Raw genomic sequence first — 17,399 nt, 5'->3', positions numbered from 1 at the left:
TACGGGCTCCGGGCTCCGGGCTCCGGGCTCCGGGCTCCGGGCTCCGGGCTCCGGGCTCCGGGCTCCGGGCTCCGGGCTCCGGGCTCCGGGCTCCGGGCTCCGGGGCGTAACGACGCGGGCGGCGGGCTCGGTTCCTCGGCCGTGTCACGGGGTCCTCACGAAAACTCACGGCAACGCCCCATGGACCTCGCTCGGACTCACGCCGAGTACGGGCGTGAGTTTTGGGGCAGCCGCGCTGCCCTCAGCGCCATGGCGGCACCCGAAGCGGGCCCGGGGGACCCCAGCGGGCGAGTCGCGGCGCTCGGGGCGCCCCTCGGGCGGATCCCCGACGGGTCTGGGACGGGCCCGGCGGATCGCCGGCCTCCGGGGGCCGAAGGCGCAGCCGGGGCAGGTCCCCGGCAGGCCCGGACGAGTCCGAGGCGGGTACCCGCCAGCTCCCGGACAGGCCCCGGCAGGTACGGGGGTAGATCCCAGGGAGGTCCAGGACGAGCCCACCGGCGAGCCCGGGCCGGGCCCGGCGGAACCGGGAGGCCGGGGGGCCGGGGCGGAGTCCCTGGCGGATCCAGGACGGCTTCCGGGCGGGTCCGCGGCGGACCCGGGGGCCGGTCTCCGGCGGATCCAGGCGAGGTCCGAGGCCGATTCGAGGCGGATCCCGGACACGACTCGTCCCAGGCTGCGGGAGCCGACGTGGGCCCTCGGGACTGGCCGGTCAGCCGACCGGGCGCGCCAGCCCCCGGCGCGTACGGGGTGGATCCCAGAGAGGTCCAGGACGAGCCCACCGGCGAGTCCAGGCCAGGCCCGGCGGAACCGGAGGGCCGGGTCCGGGGGCCGGGGGTCCGGGGGGCGGGGCGGGGACCCTGGTGAATCCGGGCGGACCCCTGGCGGATCCAGGACGGGTCCCCGGCAGGTCCCCAGCGGACCCGGGGCCGGTCTCCGGCGGATCCAGGCGAGATCCGAGGCCGATTCGAGGCGGATCCCGGACGCAACCCGCCCCGGGCTGCGGGAGCCGACGTGGCCCCCGGCGCGTACGGGGTGGATCCCAGAGAGATCCAGGACGAGCCCACCGGCGAGTCCAGGCCAGGCCCGGCGGAACCGGAGGGCCGGGTCCGGGGGCCGGGGGTCCGGGGGGCGGGGCGGGGACCCTGGTGAATCCGGGCGGACCCCTGGCGGATCCAGGACGGGTCCCCGGCAGGTCCCCAGCGGACCCGGGGCCGGTCCCCGGCGGATCCAGGCGAGATCCGAGGCCGATTCGAGGCGGATCCCGGACGCAACCCGCCCCGGGCTGCGGGAGCCGACGTGGGCCCTCGGGGCTGGCCGCGCCGCCGACCGGGCGCGCCGCAGCGCCCCCGCGAGCCTCCGCCGCACCGAACGGGGCCACACTCCGATCCCTGGCGGCGATCCACAGGCTCCGCCCCGACGCCGGGGGCCGACGTGAGCCCGGTGAAGCCGGTGTACCGGGGCCGGGCAACGCGGTGCCGCCAGGCATCGCACCCCGGCACACCGCAGGGCCACCAGGGCGCTGCGCTCCGGGCCCACCCGAGCGCCACCCGGCACCAAGCCCCGACCCACCGCGGCACCCCGCGGGCCCTGCCCCGGGCGTTGGCAAAGCCCTACGGGCCGGCAGCACCCCGCACCCGCCACCCCACAGCCCCGCTCCGAGCCCCCCGGCGATGAGTGCTGAGCACTGGCGAGCCCTACGGCCAGCCGCACCAGGACCTGGCACCCCCGTACCGCAACGCACCGCCGCACCCCCCGAGCCTCGCCCCCGACGCCCGATGCCGGCGCGAGCCCCCCAAAGCCGGCCGCACCCCGGGACCGGGCACCCCGACGCCCCGCGAACCGCACCTACGAGCCCGAGCCCCCAGGGCGCCACGCGGATTACAGGCAGCCGGGGCTACAGGTTTCCGGGACGTGAAATCTCGCCATGCGGGCCGCTTCCGGGGGAGCCGGGGTCCCTGCCCCCTGGACGCGGTCGCGTGCCCGGAGTTACCTGGCATACGTACGGGAGCAGTGCGAAGCGCACGCCACGGAAGCCACCGGGACCGCCCTCGGCCGCACGGCCGGCGGAGTCGGCACGGCCACATCTCTCCGGGCACGGCACAGCGGCAACTCTCTGCGGAATGGGGCGCGTCAGATGACACCAACGCTCGTGCGGCAGCACCTTCCTCACGCGGGACCTGCACCCCGCGTCGACCCCGGTGCACGCGCGCGGGACTGGTCCGAGATCCAGGAGCGGATGCTGGTACCGCTCTACGAGGCCGTCTACGAGCGGCTGGAGACGGGCCCCGCCACCCGGTTGCTGGGCCTCGGCTGCGGCAGCGGCCTGGCCCTGCTCATCGCGGCCTCCAAGGGCGCCGCCGTCACCGGAGTCGAACCGTCCCGCGCCGAACGCCTCGCTCTCGCGCGCGAGAGGCTCCTCCCACGGCCCCGGAACACCGGCGACCGCGACCCCGGACCCACCCGCGGGCCAAGCGGCACCCCCGGCACCTCCAGCATCCCTGGCACCCCCAGCATCCCTGGCACCTCCGGCATCTCCAGCATCCCCGGTATCCCCGGCGCGCGTGGCGGCTCCCGCACTCCCTCCACGCGAGGCGGCATCCGGCTCGTCGCCGGGCCGCCGGAGGCCGCCGCCGACGCCAGGACACCGCCGTACACCCTCCTCACCGCCTTCGAGCCCGTCGGGCCGCTCGCGGGCGGCGACGAAGGGCTCGTCGACATGCTCCGCGCGGCGGTGCCGCTGGCCGAGCGCGGGGCGCCCGTGGTGCTCACCGGCTGGGGGCCTCCCGAGCGCTGTGCCACGACCACGGTGCTGCGGAGGGCGGGCGGGCCGCGCGACCCGGACGGACCACGTGCCGCGCGCCGCGACGACCTGGAGGAGATCGCCGCGCGGACGGGGCTCCGCCCGGACGGCTCCGGGCGCGTCGCCTGCCCCTTCGGCTACGCCGATCTCGCCAGTGCCCGGCGCGGTCTGCTCTCCACCGGCCTCCTCGACGCGGCGGTCGCGGCGACCGACCAGGAACGGATCGACAAGGAACTGACGGAGGCGCTCCACCCGTACCGGCGCGAGGACGGGACGGTGTGGATGCCGAACGTCTTCCGCTACCTCGTCGCACGCGTGCCGTGAGCCGGATGGACGACCGCCTCCAGGGCCGCTCGGTCCGACCCCGCGACGCCGGGATGATCCCGACGAGACGCCCTAGTCGTCCGTCTCCTTGCGCAGGCGGGTGACGCCCGCGATGCGGTACGCGTCCGGTTCCTCCAGTGTCTCGCGTTCCAGGAGCGCCGCGGCCAGGTCGTCCAACTGGTCCCGGTGGTCGCGGAGTTTGCGGCGGGCTTCGTCGTAGCACTCGTCCACGATGCGTCGCATCTCGCCGTCGATGGCGTCGAGGGTCTGCGGCGCGGCGGCGAGGCCGTACGCCTGCTGGCCGTCGTTGGGGAGGGCGGAGAGGCGGCCGACCTCGGGGCTCATGCCCCAGCGGGCGACCATGCCGCGCGCGATGTTGGTGACCTGCTCCAGGTCGCTCTCCGAACCGGTGGTGATGACGCCGTAGACGACGTGTTCGGCGGCCATCCCGCCCAGGGCGCCGATGATCCGGCCGCGGAGATATTCCTCGGTGTACGCGTACTTGTCCGCGTCCGGTGTGGACAGGGTGACCCCCAGCGCCCGCCCGCGCGGGACGATGGTGATCTTGCGGACCGGGTCGGCACCCGGCTGGAGCATGCCGAGCAGGGCGTGTCCGCTCTCGTGGTAGGCGGTGCGCCGCCGCTCCTCCTCGGGCATCACCAGCGGGCGTTCCGCGCCGAGTTGGACCTTCTCCAGGGCGTCGGAGAGGTCGGACTGGGTGACCTGCGACTGGTGGCGCTTGACGGCGAGGAGGGCGGCCTCGTTGGCGAGGTTGGCGAGTTCGGCGCCGGTCATGCCGGGGGTGGTCCGCGCGAGCCGGGCGAGGTCGACGTCGTCGGCGAGCGGGATCTCCCTGGTGTGGATCCGCAGGATCGCCTCCCGGCCGCCCCGGTCCGGTGGGGAGACGGTGACGACCCGGTCGAAGCGGCCGGGCCGGGTCAGCGCCGGGTCGAGCACGTCGGCGCGGTTGGTCGCGGCGATCACGACCACGCCCTCGGAGCCCGAGAAGCCGTCCATCTCGGTCAGGATCTGGTTGAGGGTCTGCTCCCGCTCGTCATGGCCGCCCATCCCGGCCCCGCCGCCGCGGGCCCGCCCGATGGTGTCGATCTCGTCGATGAAGATGATCGACGGCGCCACCTTGCGGGCCTCCGCGAACAGCTCACGTACCCGTGACGCGCCGACGCCCACGATCATCTCGATGAACCCCGAGGCCGACGCCGAGAAGAACGGCACCCCCGCCTCCCCCGCCACCGCCCGTGCCAGCAGCGTCTTGCCGGTGCCCGGCGGACCCGACAGCAGCACTCCGCGCGGCATCTTCGCGCCCATCCGGCGGTAGGCGTCCGGGTTCTTCAGGAAGTCCACGACGTCGTTCAGCTCGCCCTCGACCTCGTCGATGCCCGCCACGTCCTCGAACGTCGTCCGCTTCTCCCCCGGCACCAGTTCGACCGGCTTGGGCGGCTCCTTGCGCCCGAACATCCCGCCCGCCCCGCCGAGCCCCTGCCGCATCCGCCGTGCGATGAAGATCCACAGGGCGACCAGCAGCAGCATCGGCGCCAGCGAGATCAGCAGGTTCGACAGCAGGCTGCGCTGCTGGACCACCGGTTCCGCCGTGACGGTGACATCGTGCTGGGTCAGCTCGGCCCACAGCGGGTCGTCGGCGAACTGCGGGCGCTGTGTCTTGAACTTCGTGTACGTCCCGCCGCCCCCGGGCCTGTCCTGCGCCGTCTTCAGCTTGCCCTGGATGGCGTCGCCCTTGGAGTACAGGGTGCTGACGTTCCCGGCGTTCACCTGCTTGCTGAACTCGGTGTACGAGATCGTCGGCTCGTTGCCGCCGCCGAACACGGACAGCAGCAGGTTGGCGACCAGGAACACCACCAGCGCGGCGAGGATCAGCCCCCACCACCCGCCCCGCATCCTCCGCCCGCCGGGCGACGGCTTCGGCGGCTCCTGCGGGGCACCCTCGGTACGCCAGGGCTGCTCGGGCGACTCACGGGGCGGCGCGGGGTTGGTCATATCGGGACGTTACGACAGGAAAGGGGCCGGGGCATCGCGTACGGAAGCCCCGGCCGCCGCCCTCGCACACCGCAGGGGGCGCCCTCCCGAGGAAGGACGCCCCCTGCCGACGCGCTACGCCCGGCCGCTCAGCCCATGAACTTCTTGAACTCGTCCGGCAGCTCGAAGTCCTGGCCCGCCTGCTGGCCCGGCAGCCCGAAGGCGCCGCCCGACTGCGCGGCGGCCTCACGGCGGGCCGCGGCCTCCTGCTCCTGCTGCTTGCGCTTCATCGGGTTGCCCGAGCGCTGCTTGCCCTTGGCCTGCTTCTGCTTCTTCTTCGTGCGGCCCGGGCCGCCGCCCATGCCCGGCACGCCCGGCATCCCCGGCATCCCGCCGCCCTGAGCCATGCGGCTCATCATCTTGCGGGCCTCGAAGAACCGCTCGACCAGGTTCTTGACCGCGCTGACCTCGACGCCCGAGCCCTTGGCGATACGGGCCCGGCGCGAGCCGTTGATGAGGGTCGGGTCCTGGCGCTCGCCCGGCGTCATCGACTTGATGATGGCGGCGGTGCGATCGACGTCCCGCTCGTCCAGGTTGTTGATCTGGTCCTTGATCTGACCCATGCCCGGGAGCATGCCGAGCAGCTTGGAGATGGAGCCCATCTTCCTGACCTGCTCCATCTGGGCCAGGAAGTCGTCGAGGGTGAAGTCCTGGCCCTTCCTGGAGGCCAGCTTCTCGGCCATCTTCTGGGCTTCGGCCTGGTCGAACGTCTTCTCCGCCTGCTCGATCAGGGTGAGCAGGTCACCCATGTCGAGGATGCGGGAGGCCATCCGGTCCGGGTGGAAGGCGTCGAAGTCGTCCAGCTTCTCGCCGTTCGACGCGAACATGATCGGCTTGCCGGTGATCTGCCGGATCGACAGCGCCGCGCCGCCGCGGGCGTCGCCGTCGAGCTTGGAGAGCACCACACCGTCGAAGCCGACGCCGTCGCGGAACGCCTCGGCGGTGTTGACGGCGTCCTGGCCGATCATGGCGTCGACCACGAACAGGATCTCGTCCGGGGAGACGGCGTCGCGGATGTCCGCGGCCTGCCGCATCATCTCCTGGTCGATACCGAGACGGCCGGCGGTGTCCACGATGACGATGTCGTGGACGCGGGTCTTCGCGTGCTCGATGGAGTCCTTGGCGACCTTGACCGGGTCACCGACGCCGTTGCCCGGCTCCGGCGCGTACACGGCGACACCGGCGCGCTCGGCGACGACGCTGAGCTGGTTGACCGCGTTGGGGCGCTGGAGGTCACAGGCGACCAGCAGCGGGGAGTGGCCCTGCTCCTTCAGCCAGCGGCCCAGCTTGCCCGCGAGCGTCGTCTTACCGGCGCCCTGGAGACCGGCCAGCATGATGACGGTGGGCGGGTTCTTGGCGAAGCGCAGCCGCCGGGTCTCACCGCCGAGGATGGTGACCAGTTCCTCGTTGACGATCTTGAGGACCTGCTGCGCCGGGTTCAGCGCCTTGGAGACATCGGCTCCGGTCGCCCGCTCCTTGACGTTCTTGATGAACGTGCGGACTACCGGGAGCGCCACGTCGGCTTCGAGCAGCGCGATCCGGATTTCCCGGGCCGTGGCGTCGATGTCCGCCTCGGACAACCTGCCTTTGCCGCGGAGATTTTTGAATGTCGCGCTGAGGCGGTCGGAGAGGGTATCGAACACGGCGGCGTCGGTCCTCGGAGTCGGGGGCAGTGTGAGCGTCTTCAAGAGTATCCCGGGTCCACCCGTGACAGGTCCGGTCACCCTCACCGGGCGCAGCCCCCGACCGGCGTCACCCCCGCAAGGTCTCCTCCAGCACCCGGGCCACGCCCGCCGCCTCCTCCCCCGACAGGGGCAGCCCCGTGCCGGAGGTGACGTAGAAGGCGTCCACGGCGTTGGAGCCCAGGGTCGAGACATGGGCGCTGCGCATCCGCACGCCTTCCTTCTCCAGGACCGTGCCGATACGGAACAGCAGGCCCGGGGCGTCCTGGGCGCGGACCTCGATGACCGTGGCGTGGTGCGAGGCGGTCGCGGCGACCGTGACTCTGGGCGGCGGGGCCATCACACCCCGGCGGCGGGGGTAGGCCGCGTCCCGTTCGGCGAGGCGGGAGGCGATGTCCAGGGAGCCGTCCAGCGCGCGGACCAGATCGGCGCGGAGCCGGGCCGCCTGCGGGAGGGAGCCGTACTGGGCGGCGACGCGCCAGTTCAGTACGAGGACGGAGCCGTCGACGCCCTCGGGGAGGTCGAGGGTGCGCAGCTCCGCGGTGCGTACGGTCAGCCGGTGCACGGCGAGGACCCCGGCGACGGCGGGGAGCACCCCGGGCCGGTCGGGGACGGCAATGACGAGTTCGACGCCCAGCGGTTCGGGGTCGGCGGTCGCCGCGTCCTCGGACGGCGGCTCGGTCTGGGCCCGCAGGGCCAGGACGGGTCCGCCGGTCGCCACCGACTCGATCGCGAGCCGCTCCTGCTCGGCGGTGGGCGCGTCGGCCTCCGGGTCTTCGGGGGTGGATCCGGCGAGGACGGCGGAGACCCGTTTGACCAGGTCGGAGACGAGGGACCCGCGCCAGGAGGACCAGGCGGCGGGGCCGGTGGCCTGGGCGTCGGCCTCGGTGAGGGCGTGCAGCAGTTCCAGGGTGCTCTGGGTGCCGACGGATTCGGCGACGGTGCGGACGGTGGCCGGGTCGTCCAGGTCGCGCCGGGTGGCGGTCTCGATGAGCAGGAGATGGTGCCGGACCAGGGTGGCGAGCACGGCGACGTCCTCGCGGTCGAAGCCGATGCGCGCGGCGACGTCCTTGGCGATGATCTCGCCGGCCACGGAGTGGTCGCCGGGCCAGCCCTTGCCGATGTCGTGCAGCAGGGCGGCGACGAGCAGCAGGTCGGGGCGGCTGACGCGGCGGGCGAAGGCGGAGGCGCGGACGGCGGTCTCGATGAGGTGCCGGTCCACGGTCCACAGGTGCACGGCGTTGCGCTGCGGCCGGCACCGCACCCGCTCCCAGTCGGGCAGGAGGCGGGTGATGAGTCCTTCGGCCTCCAGTGCCTCCCAGACCTCGACGGTGGGGCGGCCGGAGCCGAGCAGGGTGACGAGCTGTTCGCGGGCCTCGGCGGGCCAGGGCGTGGGCAGCGGGCGGCCGACGCCCGCCATCCGCCGTACGGCGTGCAGGGAGAGCGGCAGTCCGGCCTGGGCGGCGGCAGCGGCGGCGCGCAGCGGGAGGACGGGGTCGCGTTCGGGGCGGGCGGCGCGGGCGAGCCCCACCTCGCCGTCCTGTTCGACGACGCCCTCGGCCAGCGGGGAGCGCTCGGCGGCGGGTTTGGGGCCGCCGCCGAGCAGGGCGCGCAGCCGGGGCCGTACGGATCGTGAGCGCAGTACCCGGCGTACCTCCCGCCAGGTGACGTCCCCGGCGTAGGAGATGACGCGCGCGGCCTCGTAGACCTGCCGGAGCAGGGTGTCGGCGTCGAGCAGGCCGAGTTCGGCGGCGACCTGGTCCTGTTCCTGGAGGGCGAGGCGGTCGGTGGCGCGGCCGGTGGAGAGGTGGAGGGCGTCGCGGACGTCGAGGAGGCGGCGCCGGGCGTCGGCGAGTCCCTCGCGGGGGGCGTCGGCGAGCCAGGAGGCGGCTACGGCGCGCAGGGCGGTGGCGTCGCGCAGGCCCCCGCGTGCCTCCTTGAGGTCGGGCTCCAGCAGGTACTGCAGCTCGCCCTGGCGTGCGGCGCGTTCGGCGCAGAGTTCCTGGAGCTGGGGCAGCCGGGCGGGGGCCTGGTTGCGCCAGTCGGCGAGGACGGTGGTGCGCAGGGCGGCGGTGAGGCCGAGGTCGCCGGCGACATGGCGGGCGTCGAGGAGGCCGAGCTGGACCTTGAGGTCCTCGGCGGCGGTCCTGCGGGCCTCGGCGGGGGTGCGGACGGAGTGGTCGAGGGCGATGCCGAGGTCCCAGACGGGGTACCAGAGGCGGTCGGCGAGGGTGGCGACGGCGGTGGGGTCGGTGCCGTCGTGCAGCAGGACCAGGTCGAGGTCGCTGCGGGGGGAGAGTTCGCCGCGGCCGTAGCCGCCGACGGCGATGAGGGCCACTCCGCGCAGGGGTCCGGTGGCGCTGCCGAGGAGCCCGGCGAGCCACTGGTCGGTCAGGGCGGAGAGGGCGGAACGGCGCGGCGGCCCGGACCGCGCCCCCTCGGTGAGAAGGCGCAGCCGGGCCGCCGCGTAGCCGCTGGGGTCCTCTGCTTCCTGGTGTACGTCCGTGCTCGTCACCCGGCGACTCCTGTTCTGTCTGTCAGCGCGCGCCCCGTCCGGTGCGAGGCGCGCGGCCGGTCAGAGGGCGTCCGGTCCGCGTTCGCCGGTGCGGACCCGGACGGCGGTCTCGACCGGGAGCGACCAGACCTTGCCGTCTCCGATCTTGCCGGTGCGGGCGGCCTTGACGATGACCTCGATGAGCTGTTCGGCGTCGTCGTCCTCGGCCAGCACCTCGATACGGATCTTGGGGACGAGGTCGACGGTGTACTCGGCGCCGCGGTAGACCTCGGTGTGGCCGCGCTGGCGGCCGTAGCCGCTGGCCTCGGTGACGGTCAGGCCGTGCACGCCGAACGCCTGGAGGGCCTCCTTGATCTCGTCCAGCCGGTGCGGCTTGACGACTGCGGTGATGAGCTTCATGCGTCCACCTTCTTGGCTGTGGGCTGCGCCACCGGGACGGGCGCGGAGGCGGTGCGGGCGGAGCCGCCGCCGGCGCCGCTGAAGTCGTAGGCGGTCTCGGCGTGTTCGGCCTGGTCGATGCCCGCGACCTCGTCATCCTCGCTGACCCGCATGCCGATCGTCTTGTCCAGGACGAGGGCGAGGAGGGCGGAGGCGACCAGGGAGTAGGCGAGGACCGCGAAGACTCCGGCGCACTGCTTCCAGAACTGGTCGAGGCCGCCGCCGTAGAACAGGCCGGCGACGTCGGACTGGCCCTCGCCGCTGGCGAGGAGGCCGACGAGCAGGGAGCCGACGATCCCGCCGACGAGGTGGACGCCGACGACGTCGAGGGAGTCGTCGTAGCCGAAGCGGTACTTCAGGCCGACGGCCATGGCGCACAGGAGTCCGGCGACCGCGCCGACCGCGATGGCGCCGAGCGGGTCGACGGCGCCGCCGGCCGGGGTGATGGCGACCAGGCCGGCGACCGCGCCGGAGGCGGCGCCGAGGGTGGTGCAGGCGCCGTGGCGGACCTTCTCGTAGAGCAGCCAGGCGAGCATGGCGGCGGCGGTGGCGATCTGGGTGTTGAGGAACATCAGCGCGCCGACGCCGTCGTCGTTGCCGAGCCAGGATCCGGCGTTGAAGCCGAACCAGCCGAACCACAGGAGGGCGGCGCCGAGCATCACCAGCGGGAGGCTGTGCGGGCGCATCGGGTCCTTCTTGAAGCCGATGCGCTTGCCGATGACGAGGATGACGCCGAGGGCGGCGGCACCGGCGTTGATGTGGACGGCGGTGCCGCCCGCGAAGTCGATCACGCCGAGTTCGAAGGCCCAGCCGCCGGTGCCCCACACCCAGTGGGCGACCGGGAAGTACACGATCGTGGCCCACAGCGCGATGAACAGCGCCCAGGCGCCGAACTTCACCCGGTCGGCGAGGGCGCCGCTGATCAGGGCGGGGGTGATGATCGCGAACATCAGCTGGAAGACGGCGAAGACGTAGACGGGGACGGTGTAGCCGTCCCACAGGTCGCCGATGCCGACGCCGGTGAGGCCGACGTACTGCGAGGACCAGCCGACGACCCCGCCGGAGTCCGTGCCGAAGGCGATGGAGAAGCCGTAGAGCACCCACAGGACGGTGACGATCCCGAGGCTGACGAAGCTCATCATCAGCATGTTGAGGGTGCTCTTGACGCGGACCATGCCTCCGTAGAAGAAGGCCAGACCCGGTGTCATGAGCATCACCAGGGCGGAACAGATGAGCATGAAGCCTGTGTTGGCGGACGACAGTGTGGGTGCGTCCGCCGCAAGCGTGATGGCTGATGCCATCGGCGTCTCCTCGTCGTTGGATACGGCCCCGTGCGGGCGAAGCCTGAGCCGGATGTAAGGGGTGGCCAGGTGGGGGGGGTGGCCGGGTGGGGGTGGGCCGACCGATGGGCCAAGAGATTGGCGCAGCGCGGTTTCGGTCGAGGCGCCTCGTTGTTTCGCGGCGGTGACGAAGGCGGCGGGCGTGTTACGCGTCGATGAATTGCCTTCTGCGCGCGGAACCGATCGTTATCGTGGCGCAACCTTGCGCGGGCGCAGGGAACCGGCCGCGGGCGGCCCTCCGGTGACCTGGCATGGGGGAGCCGAGTCGGGCGGTTCGGGAGGGCCGGCCGCGGCCGGGGTCTGGGGGGTGCGGGTGGGGCCGGGGGGTGGGGCGAGGGCGGGCGGGGGCGGGGCGGTGGCGGGCGGGGGTCAGACGGCTTCGGCGGCCTCGGGCAGCTCGACGGCGAGCTTGCCGGTGAGGTCGACGACCTCGGCGAGATCACCGAAGTCACGGGCGGCGGTGTCGACGGTCTTGCGGATCCTGGTGTTGACGCGCTCGGAGCGCACCTTCTTGGCGACCTGCATGGCCTGCTCGGCGTAGACCGCGCTCTGCTCGGGCTGGCGGCGCAGCAGATGGACGCTGGCCATGCCGATGAGGTTCAGCGCGTACGACCGCTGGTGCTCGTCGTCGTCGGCGAAGAGGTCGACGGCGCGGCGCATCAGGGGTTCGGCGAGGGAGGCGTAGGCGGGGCTGCGGCCGGCGACATAGGCGAGGTCGCGGTACGAGTGGGAGTTCTCGCCGTACAGCTCCGCCTCGGAGAAGAAGCGGATCCAGTCGGGCTCGGGCTCGCTCGCCTCGGCGGCGTCGCCGAAGGTGTCCTCGGCCATCCGCACCGCGCGCTTGCACTTGCCGGGCTGGCCCATGTTGGCGTAGGCGCGGGCCTCCATCGCATACAGCATGGCCTGGGTGCGCGGGCCCGCGCAGTCGCGGCTGCCGTACTGGGCGAGGTGGATCAGTTCCAGGGCGTCGTCGGGCCGTCCGAGGTGGATCATCTGGCGGCTCATGCTGGAGAGGACGTACGAGCCGAGGGGGCGGTCGCCGGCCTCCTTCGCGGCGTGCAGCGCGAGGACGAAGTACTTCTGGGCGGTGGGCTGGAGACCGACGTCGTAGCTCATCCAGCCGGCCAGTTCGGCGAGTTCGGCGGCGACCTTGAAGAGGCGTTTGGTGGTGGCCTCCGGCTGGGGTTCCTGGAGCAGGTCGGTGACCTCGTGGAGCTGGCCGACGACGGCCTTGCGGCGCAGTCCGCCGCCGCACTGGGCGTCCCAGCGGCGGAACATCACCGTGGTGGACTCCAGTAACTCCAGTTCGGGCTGGGAGAGTCTGTTGCGGGTGCGGTCGGCGGCGGCCGGCTCGGGGGGCTTCGGGGCGGCGGGCGAGGGGACCAGCCAGCGCTGCATGGGCTCGATGAGGGTGGGTCCGGCGGACAGCGCGAGCGAGGTGCCGAGGAAGCCGCGCCGGGCGAGCATCAGATCGCTGCGGGAGAACTCGCCGAGCGAGGCGATGGTCTGCGGGGCCGTCCAGGGCAGGTCGACCCCGGCGACGGACGGGGCCTGGCGGGCGGTGCGCAGTCCGAGGTCCTCGATGGAGACGACACAGCCGAAGCGCTCGGAGAACAGCTCGGACAGGATCCTCGGGATGGGCTCGCGGGGGTTCTCGCCGTCCAGCCAGCGGCGCACGCGCGAGGTGTCGGTGGAGATGTGGTTGGCCCCGAGCTGCCGGGCCCGGCGGTTGACCTGCCGCGCCAGCTCGCCCTTGGACCAGCCGCTGCGCACGAACCACGAGCCGAGCAGTTCGTTGGGACGCTTCTCGGCGTTCGTCCCGCCTGCGCCGTTGCCGCCCACTTGGAACGCCCCCATCCCTCCGAACGCCTGCCACCTTCTGCGACAAGCCCTATCAGAATGCCCGTCAACACGGCTGCCCGTCCGGTACTTGTCACCCTTCGAACGGGGAAGCGGCTTGCCTCCGGCATACCCACGCACGCATGTGCCACCGATGACCGTGCACTCAAAGTAATCCTACGATCACTCGCCCGCCATGGCGATCCTGGAAACGCCACCATTCGCCACCCCTTCGAATGAACTCACCTTCCCCTCCACACGATTCACTTGACATACGCAGGCGCGAATCGGTGGAGCGATGCACTCAGGGGCGTGCGCTTTCCCGCGCACCACCTCCCGCACCTCAACCCGCTGTCTGGATCGGACCACAGCGGGAAGCGGAACCTTGAGCGGTCACGTTCCGCGTTCGTCTCGTAACCACCCGTGTGTGGGCACCGTTGGAGGGGGCATGGGCTTCACGATCGGCACCGGCAGAGGCATCCGCGACCTCCGCTCCGGCAGGGGGATGCGCGACCTCCGCGGCGGGTCGCGCCGCCGCGGCCGGGCGTCCGACTGCACCGCCGTCGCCGAGTACACCGGGCTGTGGGGCTGGGCCGTGGTGCCGGGCGCGCGGGCCGCCGGGGGCGCGTGTTCCTGCGGCCGGGCGGACTGCCCCGCGCCGGGCGCGCATCCGCTGCCCCTCGCGCCCGAGGTGCCCGCCGGCGCCACCCTGGACCAGGTGACCTCGGCGTGGGGGCGCTTCCCCGGCGCCGCGGTGATGCTGCCGGCCGGACGGGCGTTCGACATCCTGGAGGTGGCGGAGGACGCGGGGCGCCGGGCGCTGGTCCGGCTGGAGCGGATGGGCCTGCCGCTCGGCCCGGTCGCCGTCACCCCCGAGGGCCGCGCCCACTTCTTCGTCGCCCCGGGCGCCGCCGCCGAACTGCCCGCGCTGCTGTACCGCATGGGCTGGGACGACCCCGCCCTCGACCTGCGCGCCCTCGGCCACGGTACGTATGTCACCGCCCCGCCCTCCGACCGCGGGGGGCTCGGCCCGGTCCAGTGGCTGCGCGCCCCCGAACTGGACACGGCTACCCGGCCGCCGCAGGCCCGGCTGCTGCTGGGGACGCTGGCCTATGTGACGCACCGCTCCCGGCGGTAGCCGACGGCACCGGCACACCGACGGCCCCCGTCCCCGTACGCGGAAGCGCCCGTCCCCCAGGATCCGGGGGCGGGCGCTTCCGCGTACGGCAGGGCCGGTGGGCGGGCTCAGTCCCCGATGAGGGCGTCCACGAACGCCTCCGGCTCGAACGGGGCCAGATCGTCCGGGCCCTCGCCCAGACCGACCAGCTTCACCGGGACGTCCAGCTCGCGCTGGACGGCGATGACGATGCCGCCCTTGGCGGTGCCGTCCAGCTTGGTCAGGACGATGCCGGTGATGTTCACGACCTCGGCGAAGACCCGGGCCTGCACCAGCCCGTTCTGTCCGGTGGTGGCGTCGAGCACCAGCAGCACCTCGTCCAGCGGCGCTTGCTTCTCCACGACCCGCTTGACCTTGCCCAGCTCGTCCATCAGACCGGTCTTGGTGTGCAGCCGGCCCGCGGTGTCGATGAGGACGACGTCGGAGCCCATCTCCTTGCCCTCCTTCACCGCGTCGAAGGCAACGGAGGCGGGGTCGCCGCCCTCCGGCCCGCGCACCGTGTAGGCGCCGACCCGCTCACCCCAGGTCTGGAGCTGATCGGCGGCGGCGGCGCGGAAGGTGTCGGCGGCGCCCAGCACGACGGTCCGGCCGTCGGCGACCAGGACCCGGGCGAGCTTGCCGGTGGTGGTGGTCTTGCCGGTGCCGTTGACACCCACGACCATCACGACACCCGGTCCGCCGCCCGCCGGCTCGGTCTGCACCGTGCGGTCCAGATCGGCGCCGACCAGCGTCAGCAGTTCCTCGCGCAGCAGGGCGCGCAGTTCCACGGGGGTGCGGGTGCCGAGCACCTTCACCCGCTCGCGCAGCCGGTCGACCAGTTCCTGGGTGGGCTGCACACCGACGTCGGCGGTGAGCAGGGTGTCCTCGATCTCCTCCCAGGTCTCGTCGTCGAGGTGCTCGCGCGAGAGCAGGGCGAGCAGGCCCTTGCCGAGCGCGTTCTGGGAGCGGGAGAGCCGGGCGCGCAGCCGCACCAGACGGCCCGCGGTGGGTTCCGGTACCTCGATCTCGACGGCCGGAAGCTCTTCGACGGGCGGTTCCTCGACGGTGGTCGGGGCCGGCCCGGCCGATCCGTCGGGGAGATCCACCTCCTCGATCGTGCGGCGGGCCTCGTCCCGCGGTGTCTCGGCCTCGTCGCCGACGTGCGGCTCGGCCGGAGGGGCGGTGAGGTCGGGCGTGGTGGGCGGCGGCGGGGGCAGCGACTTCTTGCGCCGGCTGCCGACGACGAGCCCGCCGAGCGCACCGAGGACGACCACGGCGATGACTACAGCAAGGATGACGGTTTCCATAACGCGTCCAGTATCAGCCATGGGCCCCCGCCCGGCCCCCTTCGGACGGGCCGCCGACGGCTGTCGTGCCGGGATCGGCCGGACACCGGCCGGATCCGACGGGGCGCGGCGACGGGGATCCGGCGACGGAGCCGAGGGGCTGAGGCGGCCGGGGGGGGCCGGGGGGGGCCGAGGGGCCCGAGGGGCCCGGGGGGGGCCGAGGGGGGCCGAGGGGACCGGGGGGGCCGAGGGGACCGGGGGGGGGCCGAGGGGACCCGGGGGGGCCGAGGGGGCCCAGGAGACCCAGGGGGCCCAGGAGACCCAGGAGACCCAGGGGACCCAGGAGACCCAGGGGGCCCAGGGGCCCGGTGCGTCGATGACCTTAGGCCCATTTCAGGCGATAGTCGGACTAACGTACGATGGCTGCCCATGAGCACCACCGCCCCACCCGATGGCGCCCCCCACTCGCTCCTCGCGTCCGTCGAGACCCCCCACTCCCCCTCGCCCGACCCCTCCGCCGGTCATGGCCTCGAAACCCGGGGCATCGAGCCGATCCCCGACGCCGAGCGCACCGGCCGCCCCCGCGATCTGTTTCCCACCTGGGTCGCCGCCAACATCAGCGTGCTGCTGCTCACCATGGGCGCGAGCCTCTCGGTGACCTACGGCCTCAACTTCTGGCAGGCCCTGGTGGTCGGCATCGCGGCGCCGATCGTGTCGTACGGCCTGGTCGGGCTGATCGGGATCGCCGGCAAGCGCGGCGGGGCGCCCGGGATGACGCTGTCGCGGGCGGTGTTCGGGCAGCGCGGGAATCTGCTGCCGGGCTCGCTGATCTGGGTGGCGCGCTGGGGCTGGGAGACGATCAACGCGGTGACCGGCGCGTACGCGCTGCTCACGGTGCTGGACATCCTCTTCGGGGTGCGGCGCAGCACCGCGCTGGTGGTGGTCACGCTGCTGGCCTTCGTGATCGCGACCTTCGCCATCTCCGGCCTGGGCATCAACGCCGTACGGGTCTGCAACAAGTGGGCGACGTATTTCTTCGGCGCCTTCTCCGTGCTGGTGCTCGGCTATCTGGTCGCCGAGACGGACTGGAACACGGTCTTCGGACAGGGCGCGGGGTCCACGGCCGCGATGATCACGGGCGTGGGCCTGATCGCGGCGGGCGGCATCAGCTGGGTGCCCTCCTCCCCCGACTTCACCCGCTATCTGCCGCGTACGGCGTCGTCGTCGGCGGTCGTGCGCAACTCGATCGGCGGCGCGGGGGTCGTCGTCCTCCCCATGGTCCTGATGGGCGCCGTGATGGCGTCGGGGACGCCGGATCTGGCGTCGGCGGCGGACCCGGTGTCGTTCCTCGGGGAGATCCTGCCGCTGTGGCTGGCGGTGCCGTATCTGCTGATCGCGCTGGTCGGGATGCTGCTCATCAACTCCATGTCGATGTACTCGGCCGGCTTCACCGCCCAGACCCTCGGCTTCCGGGTCCCGCGGCACTGGGCGGTCTCGGTGAACGCGGTGATCTCGCTGGTCCTCGGCGGGGTGCTGATGCTGGCGGCGACCAGCTTCATGGGCTCCTTCATCGCCTTCCTGTCCCTGCTGGCGGTGGCCTTCTCGGCCTGGGTCGGTGTGTTCGGCGTGGACATGCTGCGCCGCCGGTCCTACGACGCCGAGGCGCTGCTCGACACCGGCCGGACCAGCGCGTACTGGTACCGGGGCGGCTTCGGTCCGGCGGCGGTCGCCGCGTGGGCGCTGGGGCTGGTGACCGGCCTGCTGTTCACCCGGTCCGACTGGTTCAGCGGCCCGTTCGCCGACGGCAACCCGGTCGGCGAGTACGGGCTCGGCTGGACCGCCACCATCGTGGTCTCGGGGCTGCTCTACGCGCTGCTGCCGAAGCCGCCGGTACAGGAGCGGCGGGCCGGGTCCGAGGAGGCCACGGCTCTGGCGAACTGACGGTCCGTCAGCTAACGTCGCCCTCG

10 protein-coding genes are annotated in these 17,399 nt (G+C 73.3%); 3 read left to right on the top strand and 7 right to left on the bottom strand.

Features of this window, described 5'->3' with window-relative positions; translation table 11 throughout:
- Positions 1-2,134: 2,134 nt before the first annotated feature.
- Entirely contained in the window at positions 2,135-3,124 is a 990-nt protein-coding gene (locus ACIQNG_RS24150; protein WP_401487679.1) for an SAM-dependent methyltransferase, read from the top strand.
- A gap of 72 nt (positions 3,125-3,196) precedes the next feature.
- Here the strand turns inward: ACIQNG_RS24150 and ftsH are convergent, their stop codons facing one another.
- The 6 genes from ftsH to ACIQNG_RS24120 all read right to left on the bottom strand — a co-directional run bounded on the left by ftsH (position 3,197) and on the right by ACIQNG_RS24120 (position 12,993).
- Entirely contained in the window at positions 3,197-5,137 is a 1,941-nt protein-coding gene (gene ftsH, locus ACIQNG_RS24145; RefSeq protein WP_401487677.1) for an ATP-dependent zinc metalloprotease FtsH, read from the bottom strand.
- A gap of 128 nt (positions 5,138-5,265) precedes the next feature.
- Entirely contained in the window at positions 5,266-6,819 is a 1,554-nt protein-coding gene (ffh, locus tag ACIQNG_RS24140; protein WP_401432495.1) for a signal recognition particle protein, read from the bottom strand.
- Between the two features lie 109 nt (positions 6,820-6,928).
- The gene (locus ACIQNG_RS24135; protein WP_401487674.1) at positions 6,929-9,373 is read right to left on the bottom strand and encodes a [protein-PII] uridylyltransferase; all 2,445 of its coding nucleotides are present in this window, start codon (positions 9,371-9,373) and stop codon (positions 6,929-6,931) included.
- Positions 9,374-9,433: 60 nt separating this feature from the next.
- Positions 9,434-9,772, bottom strand: a complete 339-nt coding sequence (locus tag ACIQNG_RS24130; protein ID WP_030990174.1) for a P-II family nitrogen regulator — start codon at positions 9,770-9,772, stop codon at positions 9,434-9,436.
- Complete coding sequence (locus ACIQNG_RS24125) at positions 9,769-11,112, bottom strand: ammonium transporter (protein WP_401432489.1); 1,344 nt, start codon at positions 11,110-11,112, stop codon at positions 9,769-9,771. Before ACIQNG_RS24125 ends, ACIQNG_RS24130 begins: the two co-directional genes overlap by 4 nt.
- A gap of 408 nt (positions 11,113-11,520) precedes the next feature.
- Positions 11,521-12,993, bottom strand: coding sequence for a hypothetical protein (locus tag ACIQNG_RS24120; protein ID WP_401487790.1), 1,473 nt, complete (start codon positions 12,991-12,993; stop codon positions 11,521-11,523).
- A gap of 445 nt (positions 12,994-13,438) precedes the next feature.
- Here ACIQNG_RS24120 and ACIQNG_RS24115 point away from each other — a divergent pair, with 445 nt between their 5' ends.
- Positions 13,439-14,128, top strand: a complete 690-nt coding sequence (locus ACIQNG_RS24115; protein WP_401432486.1) for a bifunctional DNA primase/polymerase — start codon at positions 13,439-13,441, stop codon at positions 14,126-14,128.
- Between the two features lie 107 nt (positions 14,129-14,235).
- Here ACIQNG_RS24115 and ftsY read toward each other — a convergent pair whose 3' ends face one another.
- Entirely contained in the window at positions 14,236-15,453 is a 1,218-nt protein-coding gene (gene ftsY, locus ACIQNG_RS24110) for a signal recognition particle-docking protein FtsY (RefSeq protein ID WP_401432483.1), read from the bottom strand.
- A 408-nt stretch (positions 15,454-15,861) separates the two neighbouring features.
- Between ftsY and ACIQNG_RS24105 the strand changes: the two genes are divergently transcribed.
- A complete protein-coding gene (locus tag ACIQNG_RS24105; RefSeq protein WP_401487671.1) occupies positions 15,862-17,373 on the top strand; it encodes a cytosine permease in 1,512 nt (503 codons plus the stop codon).
- The last annotated feature ends 26 nt before the right edge of the window (positions 17,374-17,399 follow it).

Origin of the sequence: Streptomyces sp. NPDC091377 (assembly GCF_044757045.1) — a bacterium.
Classification (GTDB): domain Bacteria; phylum Actinomycetota; class Actinomycetes; order Streptomycetales; family Streptomycetaceae; genus Streptomyces.
Note: the sequence above shows the minus strand (reverse complement) of the source record. Positions and strands in the feature narration are given on the sequence as shown.

Bases quoted from the DNA above. Each gene is read 5' to 3' on its own strand.
- ftsH (WP_401487677.1), bottom strand. From the start codon at position 5,137: ATGACCAACCCCGCGCCGCCCCGTGAGTCGCCCGAGCAGCCCTGGCGT.
- ACIQNG_RS24125 (WP_401432489.1), bottom strand. From the start codon at position 11,112: ATGGCATCAGCCATCACGCTTGCGGCGGACGCACCCACACTGTCGTCC.
- ACIQNG_RS24150 (WP_401487679.1), top strand. From the start codon at position 2,135: ATGACACCAACGCTCGTGCGGCAGCACCTTCCTCACGCGGGACCTGCA.
- ftsY (WP_401432483.1), bottom strand. From the start codon at position 15,453: ATGGAAACCGTCATCCTTGCTGTAGTCATCGCCGTGGTCGTCCTCGGT.
- ACIQNG_RS24115 (WP_401432486.1), top strand. From the start codon at position 13,439: ATGGGCTTCACGATCGGCACCGGCAGAGGCATCCGCGACCTCCGCTCC.
- ACIQNG_RS24130 (WP_030990174.1), bottom strand. From the start codon at position 9,772: ATGAAGCTCATCACCGCAGTCGTCAAGCCGCACCGGCTGGACGAGATC.
- ACIQNG_RS24105 (WP_401487671.1), top strand. From the start codon at position 15,862: ATGAGCACCACCGCCCCACCCGATGGCGCCCCCCACTCGCTCCTCGCG.